Genomic DNA, 13762 nt, shown 5'->3' with positions numbered 1-13762 from the left:
CTATCAAATCAGGCTACTCAGTTAATGTTTCAGATCTTTTCTGAAAGATATGAAAAGGGATCCATATTTTTAACCAGCAATCTTGAATTTGCTGAATGGGCTAAAGTCTTTCATGATGAAAGAATGACTGCTGCAATTATTGATAGATTAATTCACAACAGCAAAATTATGTTATTTAATGGACCAAGTCATCGACTTTTAGACCAGCAGAAGAAAACTAAAAAAGACCAGTAATTCAACTACCTAAGGAGATAACTTCTTCTCCTTCTTTTTTAGCTAGGTGGTACACAATTCGATTGGTAGGGTGGTACATTTTTCGCTTGACAAAAGCAATTCCCTTTAAATCATACATATCATCTAAAAATCCACTTAATTTTCCATATTCATACTGTCTTTGAAGAAAATCTTCACCTGCACCATTTCTAATCTTTTCTAATACAAGTTTATAAGCTTCTTCGCCTCCGTTTATTGGTTCCCATCTATCACTATATTCTATCTTTTCTTTAGAATTGTATAAATTTAATTGATGTATCGGAATAAACATTACTATCACCTCAAATTTTAAGTGCAATTTCAGATAACGTTACTGGGATTTGCGCTCGTGCCTGGTTCCGTCAGGAACTGGCGTAAAACTTGCATTTTCATATCCGTAATTGGTTAGTCTGCAAGCTTTATGACTGAAGGCATGACGACAATCCCATGTTATACGATGGCACACAATAATTCTTTATCTAATATTTTACTGGCCAAATATTATACTATTAAAAATATCATTAAGATACTTTCTCCAGCTAGTAATTAATTTTTGATCAGAATCGTCATTTAAATTACTTTTATATAAAGAATAATTTGTTATTAATCTTGCAACATATTTTTTTAAAATATCTATTGATTTTGGTTTATCATTCTTCAATTTATTTTGTGTAGAGTCTAATTCTTTACCTGCATGAACAAACTCATTTCTATAAGTATATAGTTCGCTTATTTTTTTAGAGCCTTTTGTATTTGAATAATCTTCTAAACTCGCAACTCTCGGTAATAATGCTGATAATCTAAGACGTTTTTCATTCTGGTTTACTGTTATTAAAGATTCAGCAGTAATTAATAATAATAATACTGATAAAGTATGTTCTCCATTTTTTTTCTGTTCTAATGCTTTATTATAGGTAATTAATGCATTTAAAAAAGATTCATTAAACTCGTTATAGTTTTCAACAAAAACAATATTATTCATATATTCTACAAAATCATTTTGAATATCATTATTTAATAACCAGTCAAATGAAAAATTACAATCTACTTCAAAATGTAAAGGTCTATGGCTTAATCGCCATTTTTCATTTGAATATATTGCAATATGAGAATTCGAACTTTCGATTTCCGAACTTAAAGTTAAAGCAGACAAATTCAATGAATTATCCTGTTCAATATCTTGAATATATGAATTATAAAAAGCTCTTAAAGCATATATTGAGAACTTAATATTTCTAAGTGCATTGTAGCTAATTTTTTGAGTTTGATTGTTAAATTTTAACAAAAAAATGCAGTGTTTAAAAAAATCAGGAGATCTAGATTTTTCAGTATGCTGAGCAAAATCAATTGTCTCTTCATAACTTAACCCACAAGTTTCTGAAATATACTTAATTTTATCTTCTCTTGTTAATTTTTTTGGTAAAAATGTATATCTATCAAAATTTATTATTTCTGAACAGTTAGATTTAGGTATTGGAGTTACTATATAATGATCTTCTTTATTTAGTTCTAATGTATCTTTTATATGTTTTATCAAATTCACACAATCATTTTTAGTAATATTATCTTTATTATCATCCATATTGCTTAATTCTCTTTGTATAACCATAATTAATAAATCTAAATCAAAATATTTATTAATAAAATCGTCTTTTAATAATTCTTCTAGTAAATTTTCTAAAGGTCTAGAGTTAATAATATCTAATGAAATATATTCATCATCCATTACACTATAAAAAAGTGAAGAATATAACGGTTTAATATTCATAAAATCATTCCTCTTCAAATAAATTATTGTGTGCTTTCGTATAACGTTCCTGGGATTTGCGCTCGTGCCTGGTTCCGTAGAAACTGGCGTAAAACTTGCGTTTTTATATCCGTTATTGGTTAGCCTGCAAGCTTTATGACAGAAGGCATGACGCCAATCCCATGTTATACGATGCCAAGCTAATTACATTAAATCGTTTAAATTTAAGAAATTTGAATAATTATTAGGCCAATAATATTTAAAACCGAAGAAAAATTACGAATCATATTTTTATACTTATTCATTTTTTCTTTCTTTTTTTGTAAGTTTGTTCTATTTTTAACTAATTCACTATTTTTGTGTTCCCATTTTTTTAAATACTTATCTGTTTCTTTTTTTAATTTTTTCCAACCAGGTTCATTTCTCATTCCTATCCACTCATTCATTAATTCTTTTGATGGATGATTATTATAAGCACTATAACTATAAGCAACACTTTGAAGAAATTTATTCCAAATTAAATCTTCAAAATTATTTATTACATCATCTTTAGCATTTGTAGCCTGTAAAATCATTGCGGAAATATATCCCATATCTTTTTCTCTTAATGCTTTATCCATATATTCTTTTCCATGAGAAATTTTCTTTTTTAACTCTTCTATTTTTTCAGCTTTTTCATCAATTTTTTGATTTAATAGTCTTGCTATAAGTTCATTACCAACAACTGAAACTAATATTAATATTATACCAAATGTTTCGTTTATCATATTAACCCCCTAATAATATATTGTATTAATAAATATATTTTATATCTTTTATTTCAAAATTTAATTTTATAACAACTTGACAAAGTTACAATATACTATCTGCTTGGTTTCGTCTAACGTTACTGGGATTTAAGAAGTTCATGAGGCTTAGGGCGACTGCCCTTACCGAATGAATTTGGATGGAGCGCAGCGCAATCTTTAATCCCATGTTAGGCGAAGTCACTTTTGTTTTTTTCATTCAATACCTGTCTAATCTGTCTATCAAAATAATGTCTAGGATGCCAACCCTTTGTAATACCTGATAATATATATGTATCTAATAAGTTTAAACCTAAATCTACTAATGGTTCAAGTGTACTTTTTCCTATAAATCCACCCAATACTACTCCATATCCTCCTCCAATTAAACTTCCTATTCCAGATGAAATAGATGTTACTCCAACAGTTTTAATAAATTTTCCTTTATTAGTTTCAAAAAAACCTTTGGATTCTGTAATAGAATCTAAATATTCTTTAGTTATATCTTCCATATTGCTTTTATCAGCTATATTGGAAATCCATGAACGAAATTTTATAGCATCTTTTTTTGCCCTTAACTCAGGAATTTCTTTTATATCAATTACTTCTTCTTTGATTAGTTTACTAAAATTCGGTAATTTTTCTATTTCAAAAAGCTTGTTCTCCATTTTTTCAATTACTTTAGCCTTCTGTAATCTATTGAATTCTACACGAGTTAAATTCATTAAATTAATTGAATCAAGAGTATGAAATTTAAATTCTGAGAGAATAGATAATTCTAAACATTGTGTTGCTAAAGAACATAATTTTGCTCTTTCTTTTTTATTTAAGTCAGTTATATTTTTTTTGCGAGATAAACCCATATTCTTAAATATATTAGACTTATAACCTTCATGTCCAAATTTTACAGCTTCTTTTGCTGCATTAGGAGAAGGAACTTCATATGCTTTTATAACCTTTCTTACTAACCTCCTTCTATCTCTTCTTTTTGGTAATCTTTTCATAAATTTTAATCCCAATACTGCTGATTTTTCAGGATCCGAATGTGGTTCTGAACTCACATTTCCTATTTGTAATGGTAAAATACCATTAATATCAGATGAATTATATGTAATCATCGGAGTCCATAAAATAAATTTTATGGCTTCTTGTTCTAATAATTTTTCAACACCAGAAATACCAAACATATTAGTTAAAATTGCTAGTGGAATATTTTTACCATACACTTTAAAAGCAATTCCTTTATGCCTGAGAAGCATTTCACCAATTTTTCTGATTATTCGATTGTGTTCAAAAATCATATTTTGAGAGTTTACAGATCTACTATCTTCTTTAATAAAATATTTTCTTGCAAATAAATTCAAATCTTTATCAAATATTAAAGAAGCCATAATAATACTCCTCTCATAAAGAGTGATTTCGCCTAACGTTCCTGGGGTTTAAGAAGTTCATGAACTTAGCGCGACTGCGCTTAGTGAATGAATTTGGATGAAGCGCAGCGGAATCTTAAATCCCATGTTAGGCGATGTTTTTAATTTTTAAAACATCTTCGGTATACATCATCATAATTTTTTTTATTAACTAAATGTAAACTTGGCCCTTTTCTAATATACAACTCATTATCATTATATAATGAAGGCCCTTCAATACATTCAACTTCAAATACCAATACATATTTATCTTTATAATGAACAAATCCTAAGTTTGATTTTATATGATTTTTTAATTTTTTAGGCAACTTTGATTCCTCAATTTTATTGATTATAAAATTTTGATATTGTTCTAAATCATAACCAAGATAAATAGCTTCTCTTTCAATTCCTACAATTCCAAACTCATTAAATTCAGGAACAGTTATATTATCTAGTTTTTTTACTCTTTGACTATCTGATTTATTATCTGTTACACCAATAAACAAATAACCAGTTTTCCCCTTTCCAATATTAGCCAGTGCACTGATATTTTTCATTATTTTATTGAAACTGTTTTTGGCAAAATTTCTTTCTGAAGATAAATCAAGAAATCCTTGCTTAAAATCAAATTTTGCTTCCTCTGTTTTTGAATTATTCATAAAATCTTCAAATTCTATTGAACTAATTCTTATATTATTAATATTGTTATCATAACTAACTTCTTTTAAATATAGAATTAGATCACCATCTTCATTTTGAACTTTTTTGAAATATTTTGGATCATCTAATACTGTTCTAATAGAGTTTTCATTAAAATTATAGTTTTTAGTAAGTTCTTCTATTATGTCTTTTAACTTTAGCTTACCATAATTAGATTTTAATAAATCAATTGTTAACTTATTAATATTATTTAATTTATTTCCATGTGAATTGATTATTATATCTCTGTAGTCTTCTTTTAGTTTCCAAACCACATCACCATTAATTTCTTTTCTTATTAAATATTTGCGGTTTGCTATTAAATATTTGAAACTAGACTTTTTATTATGATATTTAGTTTTTGCATATTCCCAAATCTGATCTTTTGATAATAAATCTTTATCATAATAATTGAATGCATCTATAATTATTTCGTTAACATTTTGATGATAAATCTGAGTAGATTTGTTAATTTTATTTCTATATTGATTTTTCCATTCTTTTAAAATAATCCTTCCATCTTCTAAATTAATAAACTCATCATCTGTATCAATATATATATTAATACTTGTTTTTTTAATTGTCTTTCTTGCTTCTTTAACTTTTTTAATTAATTCATTTCTTTTTAATGGTCTATTCTCATCATAAAAAGCATCTTTCATAATATCTATAATATATTTTTTTCATAATCCCAATCATTTAAAGCCCATTTTCCTTGTCCAATATTTTTTATTTTATCATTATCAGTTAATTGATTTAATAAATTTCTTCTATTAACACGATTATATCCCTGTTCATTTAACAAATTATTAACTTTTCTCAATAACTGATCATTACTCATTGGTGATTCATTATGAAATAATACTCTATAACCTAAGTCACCTGCAGAAAATTTATTTAATGTATTTAATTGTAACATTTCAATGTCATTTATATTTATTTTTTCAATTTCATCTAATGCGTTAATGGTTAGTTTAATATTTTCAACATTATAATTTTTTCTTCGCCCAATAACTTTTATAATTAAATCATCATAACTAATTGGAATTACTTCTTTTCTTAAGGCTTTATAAATTCTTTCTATATTATTTTTCAATGTTTTTTTATTTATGTACTTTTCTTGATAAAAAATATTACTTATAAAATCATTATAAGAAATATATTTTAGTTTCAATAAATCTAATAGCAGAATAATATATCCGTTTTTTAAAGAACAATTTTTAAAATATTTGTTTAATAATTGAAAGAATTCTTTATTTCCAATAATTTTGTTATCATTCATTGTTATTTTAATTTCAGAGAATAAGTTTTTTAATTTATTATTAGGTTCAAAATTTAATCTTTTAACAGACTCTCCATTTAATAATAATAATAGTTTTTTTATATGTTTTTTTTCAATTTGTTCAACTCTTTGACGGGTTATATTGTTTAATTTTCCAATTTCCTCTAAGGTAAACTTCCTAGAATATTTAATTCCATATCTTCTATATAATATTTTTTTATCTCTTTCTTTATTAATCTCAGAAAAATATATCTCAATGAATTCTTTAAATAAATTCTCAAATAGAGGTTCTTCTATTTCCATATTATACACTCCTCTTTAAATTAAAAATTTCGCCTAACGTTACTGGGATTTGCGCTCGTGCCTGGTTCCGTTAGGAACTGGCGTAAAGCTTGCTTTTTCGTATCCGTAATTGGTTAACCTGCAAGCTTTATGACAGAAGGCATGACGCCAATCCCATGTTAAATGAAGTTGGGCAGTTTCATATGAAAATTTAAGATTTGTTTATTTCATATAATTGGTATATAGGATATTTTTTAACCTCTTTCTTTTGTTCAGTTGAAAGTTTATTAAATATTTTTTTAAAGTTCTTAAAGTCCTGAAGTAATATATAAATACATGTTAAAAGTATAGTATATTTTTCATGTTTTTTATTGTTTTTTATAATATTTTTTAATAAGTCAATTTCTACAGACGTTAAATCTCTTTTTCTAGCATATATTTGAAATTCATTTATTATATGTATTGGGTTATTTTGATCGTTTTTCTTTAACCATTCAGATATTTCTAGTCCAGCATTAAGATAGGAAGTTTTTTTAGTCTTATCATATACCTTAATAATATTAAGTAGAAGATTTACTACATATTCACTATAATTTCTAGTATAATCACTTTCGATAACATTTTTACTTATTAAAGAAGGAAAAATATTATCTGAATTTAAAATATCTTCAAATTGTAGTATTATAAAAGGACTAGCATTTTTAAATTCTATATTATTAATTTTAAACCTTATACTATGTTTTAAGTCTCCGAAATTTTTCATTATAACTTTATCATTATTTTTATAAACAAAAATAAGTAGATTTATATTTCCAATTTTAACTTTGAATATCCCAGGTAAATTATTAATATTAGAAATATTTTTATTAAAAATCATTGAGTTAATTAACATATCCAAATTCTTTGCATCTTCATTTTTTATTTCATCTAAATTTAACCTAGAATACTTTATTTTAAATATATTTAATAAAGCTCCTATTTTTTCTAAATTGTCATAATCATTTTTAATATTTTCATAATCAAATTTTGCCTTATCCAAAGATATAAATTTATCAGAAATTAAAAATCCTCCATTTTCAATTATTTTCAAAATAAATTCAATAGAATTAAATCGCTTTGCAAAATTATCATGATATATATAATCAAACTTGCAATTATTATCTTTAAAAATTAATTTAAGTTTATCACTTAATATTAATTTCTCACTTTCTTTATTTTTTTCTATCTTATAATTTTTGAAATATACATTTCCATTTATTGAAACATTTCGATTTACTTTCTTTTCAATAGAAGCAAGATTAACCTTATCAATAATTAAAGGTATTGGATCATTTTTATGTTTTTTGCCATATAAATAAACACTATTCTGAAGGAGATAATCGCAAATTTGAGAATTTCTACTTTTACCTTTAATAATTAATTCCTTTGCTTCTTCTAGAGATAAATTTAAATCTTTTGTGCTATATTGCATCTCTCTATTAATAATGAAATTTTCACATTCATCTTCGAATTTTTTTACGTCATTTTCCTTTAAATGTTTTAATTTAATATTCTTTTTTGAATCGCAAGTAAAATTATTTGTGACTTTTTTTATATCATAAGGTAATAAGGATTCATAAAATATTCTTCTGTTATAAATATCATTAGAATCTATTTCTACAAAAAATAAAATAACACCACCATCTTTATAATATGCTTCCAAATCATTTAAAGAAAAAGAATATGAAGTATAATTTTCATGCAATTTTTTTACTGTTTTACCTTTTACTTGAACAGGAATTTTAGAATTTAAATCAGCTTTTTTATGATCATAATTCCCTTTTGGTGGATTATTATAAATAAATAAATTTCCATCCCAAACTGGAGTTTTATCATTTTCTTCAATATAAGGTACAATTATACTACTTGACATTAAAAAGTCTTTTAAACAATTCAAAGATAGTCCCTCAGTTTTACGATTCACATTTTACCTCCTATTACTAAAAAATCAGCCCAATTTCATTTAACGTTACTGGGATTTGCGCTCGTGCCTGTTTCCAAAGGAACTGGCGTAAAGCTTGCTTTTTCGTATCCGTGATTGGGTAGCCTGCAAGCTTTATGACAGAAGGCATGACGCCAATCCCATGTTATGCGAAGGACTCGTGCTCAGATTTATTTCTAATTTCTTTTATAACATCTGAAATCTCATCATATTTATCTATCCAAATTGTTCTTGTACCTAAGGATAAAGCATCTTTTTCCTCAAAATTATGCATTATATTTATAATATGCTTAGTTGTATCATCTAGCTCTAAATTTGCCTCTCTTTTTTCATTTAATAATTCTTGATTTTGATCCAATATAGTTTTAATTTTATTTTTTATTTTATCTATGTCATAACGTTTTCTTATAATATAATGATATTTTCTATTATTTTTTCCTCTTTGAATATTAGCAACATCTAATAATCTTCTTAAATTAGGATCAGTTAAAGAAATACCTATAAATAAACAAGTCTTGTCTCTGAACTTGTTTATCTGAGTTATATTATCCCAACTATAAATATCTCTATACTGTTGATGATATATACTTTCACTTAAAGTAATTTTACTTTTCTTATTACTATTTGCAGGTTTAAATCCATGTACATGATAAATGGGTAATTCATTGGATTCAGGAATTTGATCAGACTTATATATAGTCCTAAAAGATACTTTTTTAGGTAAACTAGAGATAGCTTTCTCTAAAATATTATCATAATTATATGTAATAACTGAATCTAATCTATGCGACCCTTCTGATGTTTCACATAATTTAGCAATTTCATTAAAGTTTTCAGAATCAGAACTCAAATTAAAATTTTCATATAAAGCTTCTTCTACTGCCTCATTAAAATCTTTATCACCTTTGTTTTCATAGTACTCTTCTAAATATCTAGCCGCAATCAAAGGACTCAAAGGGAATACTTTTGTGAAAATTTCAGCTAATACTAAAGCTCCTTTTTCAGAATTATCAGTTTCTATTTGGAAAGTATCATTCAATATTTTTTGTAATAAAACATTCCAACTGGGTATCCCAAAATCTTTGGAAACACCAGCACCTAAAACTAAAACAAGATTATTACTTTTATAAGATCTTGCTATATTATCAATAGCATCTTTATTATCAGTCTTATAATTTTTTAATTTTTCATCTACATTAGCATCTAAAGTTCTCACTTCACTTTTTATTACTCTTAAAGTAGCTTTTATTTCAGAACTCGAACTTGGCATAAATTAATTCCTCCTTATAGTATTATTGAAGAGTCTTTCGCATAACGTCCCGGAGGTTCGCGACGTCCTCATCTAATGCTCCCACTCTCTAATCAAACTGGAATCTAACATAAGTCAGCATTGCTTCTCATATATACTGCATAACTAGGATGTCTCTAAGGTCATGTTATATGATGTTTGAAAATTTTCATCAATTTAACTTTTGTTAATTATATTTTCAATTATATTTATTATTTTTTCAAATTTGTTGAAATAAAATTTCTTTTCTTCAATACTTATTTCATTACAAATCCATTCACATAAATCTTTTTTATTTAATTCTTGTTTTTTAATAAGCACTTCTCCACCATAATCATTTTTATATTCCTTATTTGTTTTATAGTAATAAAATCTATTTTGAGGAAAATTTTCTGGTAATGATAAAAGGTTTTCAATTCCTTTTTTATATATATTATTTTCATTATTTTTGGGCATACATCTTATAAACAAATTATCATAATCTTCTTCTGGTTTATTAGTATCAGAATCATATAATAATATAGTTTTCTGATTTAATACACTTGGATTAGATATAATAAAAGATTTTGTATCATTTAAAGCACTATCTCCTGTAAACTCAACATTACCTTGATTATTAAATCTTCCTATCCATTCTACTTTAATATCTATATCACTATTTAGTAATTCAATTGCTTTATTAAGATATATTTCATCAGTTTCACCTTCTACAAATACAATTGGCTTATCAAAATCAAACTTCATGTTAATACTAAATGCCTCCTTAATTTTTGTTTCAGGTTTCCAACCATAAAACTTACTATCATCCGGAATATAAACTTCACCATTATCATCTTTTTTTAAAATAATCACCTTATCATTAACCCGATTCTTATTATGTATAATAAATGGTGAATGAGTTGCTACAAACATTTGAGAAGTTTGCTCTCCTTTATCATCTGTAAATAATCTTTTATAAAACTCTAAAGATTTTAATTGCCAATTTGGATGTAAACTAATCTCTGGTGTTATCTATCAAATTAATCCACTAGAAAACGATAAATATTAATCAAAATAATTTAAAGCAAGCACTTTCTTTTCCTAAATTAATCTGATAAAATATTGTCAGAATATTTAGGGTGTGATCAGATGCAAATCATTCATGACTTTAAAATACCTGTAAAAAAATATTCTGAGCTCGGCCAGAATAATAATTTTCCTCACCCTGAAGAATGTCCTCACTGCCATGATAAACTTCTTAAACATGGATTTTACCACCGCTATGTAATCACCATCGATGGCAAATGCTTTTGGATACAAATTAGAAGATACAAATGCCAGCACTGTAAGAAAACTGTTTCCATTCTTCCAGCTTTTCTCTTCCCTAGATTTCAGAGATCTCTAAATTATATTGTCTGCTGTATGAAAGAATATCTGCTGCAGAAAAAACTACTTCTTTACAAACGAGCAGTATATTTTTATCTACACAGGTTTACCTGCAATATTCCTGGTCTAATTGCTTTTTTCAGAGATAAATATCACTCACTGATCCCCTTTAAATTATCAAGAATAAAAAAAGCCACAAAACTAATTAAAATGATTTGGAGCTCCGACGCTCAGATACTCTCAAAAGAGTATCAGGATCACTTTAATCAATGCTTTATGGCACTTTAATTATACCATAATGATTAAAGTTTTGGAACTATTTTTTTAAACACAAAAGCTTTCACTAGAAAAGAGCTATTTTTCTGATTAAAATGTTATTATCAGCAGTTTAAGAACAATTTTGCTCTTAAATGCTAAAATTCAAGCTTAAAGGAGCTGATTTTGATGACTGATAATGACAGAGAACAGATAGCTCTATTTCGCTTTTCCCTCATTTCACCTATCCTGAATAAACAGGTGAAAAAACAGAACGAATATCTGGCAAAGGTGGCTGCTAAAAAACATAATGTCCCTTATTATGGTGTCAGAGAATACTCACCAAAAACCATATCCATGTGGGTTAGAGCCTATCGCAAAGGTGGTTTTGAAGGGCTGAAACCCAAACCCAGAAACGACAGAGGTAAAAGTCGTGTTTTAACTCCAGAACTTAAGGAAGTTATTTTAGAAGCTAGAGAAGATCATCCTGATCGGTCTGTTTCTTTACTCTATGATCAGCTGATTACTGAAAAGAAAATGCTGCCCTCTCAAGCCTCCTATTCTACTGTCTATCGCTTTCTTAAAAAGAAGAACCTGTTGGTCAACTCTCCCCGCAAAGAAGAAAACAGACGCCGTTTTGCCTATGATCAGGTTAATATGCTCTGGCAGGGAGACGAGATGTATGGACCCTATCTCAACCTTGATGGCAAAAAGGTTAAGACTTTTCTCTTTGCCTTTATTGATGACTGCTCCAGGGTTATTACTTATGCCAAATTCTTAGCAACAGAAAAGTTTTCTGCTGTGCAGCAGGTACTTTCTGAAGCCATTTTGAGAAGAGGCATCCCCAAACTCCTCTATGTTGATAATGGTAAAGTCTATCGCAGTGATAATCTCCATTTTGCCTGTGCTTCTTTAGGTATTACCCTGATTCACACTAAGCCGTATTCACCTGCTGATAAAGGCAAAATTGAAAGGTTTTACTTAACTGTCAGAAAAAGGTTTTTACCTCTTTTAACTGATGATGATTTATCTTCCCTGGATAAGCTGAACAAAAGCTTTTTTAAGTGGCTGGAAAAAGATTATCACCGTAAAGTGCACTCTTCGCTAAAGATGACTCCTCTGGATAAATACATGTCCCAGATTAGTCAGGTTAAGACCTATGATGATCCTGAAAAACTTAAGCTGCTTTTTCTCAAAAGAGCTCAGAGAAAAGTTAGACATGATGGAACTATATCTGTTAATTCTAAACTCTATCAGGTGCCACCTGTCTATATTGGCAAAAAGGTTAAGATCCGCTTTGATCAAGAAACATATGATAATATTTATCTTTATGAAAATGGTAAATGTATTACTAAGGCTGAGCCTGTGATTATGGCTGATAATGCTCATGCTAAAAGAGGTAATCCTATCTCCTTTGCTAAAATGACTGAAGGAGGTAGCAAAAATGTATAAATCTTTTTATTCTTTATCAGATAATCCATTTAAAAAAGAGATTGAAACTAAAGATCTCTACCAGTCTGAAAACTTAAAAGAACTTTCTGCCAGACTTGACTATCTTAAAAAAACAAGAGGCATTGCTGTCATTATTGGTGAACCTGGAAGTGGTAAAACTTCTGCCCTGAGATCTATGGCTGACAGTGTTAATCCATCATTATTTAAGGTCATCTATTTCCCCTTATCTACAGGCTCAGTAATGGATTTTTACAGAGGCATAGCCATTGGCCTGGGTGAAGAACCTAAATTTAGAAAGGTTGATCTCTTTAATCAGGTTCAGGATGCTATCTTAAAATTCTACAATGAGAAAAAGATTACACCAATCATTATCTTAGATGAGATGCAGCTTGCTCCCAACAAATTTCTAAATGATCTCGGGATATTATTTAATTTTGCTATGGATTCTCAGAATCCATTTATCCTTATTCTTTCAGGACTTTCACACTTTATGACAAAACTCAATTTAAATCAGAACCAGTCCTTAAATCAGAGAGTAATCATGAAGTATCAGCTGACACCTCTAAACAAGGATGAAGTCAGAGCATATGTTGAACACCAGCTTAAACTAGCTGGAGCAAACCATCCAGTTTTTACACCTCAGGCTCTGGAGGCAATTACCTTAAGATCGAGAGGACTGCCCAGATTAATTAACAATATTGCAGTTGATTCACTGCTTTTAGGCTTTCAGCTTAAAGCAGAGCAGATAAACCAGGAAATTGTCTTCAAAGCCTGTGAAAAAGACACTTTTTAAAGTGAAAAATATTTATCAGATTACAGGGGCTTTTTTTAAGTCCCTGGCTGATTTAATTTGCTAAACTATTTTACTTTTACTAATTTAATGTGAAAATCAAGCTGTATTTTTAGCTATTTTATACTGATTTAAACTGATAAATTTTACTGGATTAAATTGCAAGATGACA

Annotated in this window: 13 protein-coding genes; 4 read left to right on the top strand and 9 right to left on the bottom strand. The window is 27.5% G+C overall.

Annotated elements, in window-relative coordinates; genetic code table 11:
* On the top strand, positions 1–234 hold a 234-nt coding region (locus BMZ74_RS13360; RefSeq protein WP_177181454.1), incomplete at its 5' end, for an ATP-binding protein.
* Position 235: 1 nt separating this feature from the next.
* On the opposite strand, the gene BMZ74_RS13355 is transcribed toward BMZ74_RS13360, so the two are convergent.
* The 9 genes from BMZ74_RS13355 to BMZ74_RS13315 form a co-directional block, all read right to left on the bottom strand.
* Positions 236–544: a hypothetical protein gene (locus BMZ74_RS13355; protein ID WP_089862716.1), complete on the bottom strand. Its 309-nt coding sequence runs from the start codon at positions 542–544 to the stop codon at positions 236–238.
* Between the two features lie 195 nt (positions 545–739).
* Complete coding sequence (locus BMZ74_RS13350) at positions 740–2020, bottom strand: HEPN domain-containing protein (protein ID WP_089862715.1); 1281 nt, start codon at positions 2018–2020, stop codon at positions 740–742.
* Between the two features lie 203 nt (positions 2021–2223).
* On the bottom strand, positions 2224–2766 hold the full coding sequence (locus tag BMZ74_RS13345) for a hypothetical protein (RefSeq protein ID WP_089862714.1): 543 nt from the start codon (positions 2764–2766) through the stop codon (positions 2224–2226).
* 209 nt (positions 2767–2975) lie between these two features.
* The gene (locus BMZ74_RS13340) at positions 2976–4175 is read right to left on the bottom strand and encodes a hypothetical protein (RefSeq protein WP_089862713.1); all 1200 of its coding nucleotides are present in this window, start codon (positions 4173–4175) and stop codon (positions 2976–2978) included.
* Between the two features lie 140 nt (positions 4176–4315).
* Entirely contained in the window at positions 4316–5557 is a 1242-nt protein-coding gene (locus BMZ74_RS13335; RefSeq protein WP_089862712.1) for an AlbA family DNA-binding domain-containing protein, read from the bottom strand.
* A gap of 5 nt (positions 5558–5562) precedes the next feature.
* On the bottom strand, positions 5563–6480 hold the full coding sequence (locus BMZ74_RS13330) for a sigma factor-like helix-turn-helix DNA-binding protein (protein ID WP_089862711.1): 918 nt from the start codon (positions 6478–6480) through the stop codon (positions 5563–5565).
* 190 nt (positions 6481–6670) lie between these two features.
* A complete protein-coding gene (locus BMZ74_RS13325; protein WP_089862710.1) occupies positions 6671–8422 on the bottom strand; it encodes a hypothetical protein in 1752 nt (583 codons plus the stop codon).
* Between the two features lie 163 nt (positions 8423–8585).
* Positions 8586–9710 (bottom strand): SIR2 family protein, encoded by a 1125-nt coding sequence (locus BMZ74_RS13320; protein ID WP_089862709.1) that lies wholly within the window; start codon positions 9708–9710, stop codon positions 8586–8588.
* A 195-nt stretch (positions 9711–9905) separates the two neighbouring features.
* On the bottom strand, positions 9906–10640 hold the full coding sequence (locus BMZ74_RS13315; protein WP_089862708.1) for an OLD family protein: 735 nt from the start codon (positions 10638–10640) through the stop codon (positions 9906–9908).
* A 189-nt stretch (positions 10641–10829) separates the two neighbouring features.
* On the opposite strand from BMZ74_RS13315, the gene BMZ74_RS13310 reads away from it, so the two are divergent.
* The 3 genes from BMZ74_RS13310 (at position 10830) to BMZ74_RS13300 (ending at position 13593) form a co-directional block, all read left to right on the top strand.
* A complete protein-coding gene (locus BMZ74_RS13310; RefSeq protein ID WP_177181447.1) occupies positions 10830–11381 on the top strand; it encodes a DUF6431 domain-containing protein in 552 nt (183 codons plus the stop codon).
* A 156-nt stretch (positions 11382–11537) separates the two neighbouring features.
* Positions 11538–12800, top strand: coding sequence for a helix-turn-helix domain-containing protein (locus BMZ74_RS13305; protein WP_089862565.1), 1263 nt, complete (start codon positions 11538–11540; stop codon positions 12798–12800).
* Complete coding sequence (locus BMZ74_RS13300; RefSeq protein WP_089862564.1) at positions 12793–13593, top strand: ExeA family protein; 801 nt, start codon at positions 12793–12795, stop codon at positions 13591–13593. The genes BMZ74_RS13305 and BMZ74_RS13300 overlap by 8 nt, the downstream gene beginning before the upstream one ends.
* Positions 13594–13762 lie beyond the last annotated feature (169 nt).

It is taken from the genome of Halanaerobium salsuginis (genome assembly GCF_900114545.1).
Taxonomy (GTDB): domain Bacteria; phylum Bacillota; class Halanaerobiia; order Halanaerobiales; family Halanaerobiaceae; genus Halanaerobium; species Halanaerobium salsuginis.
Note: the sequence above shows the minus strand (reverse complement) of the source record. Positions and strands in the feature narration are given on the sequence as shown.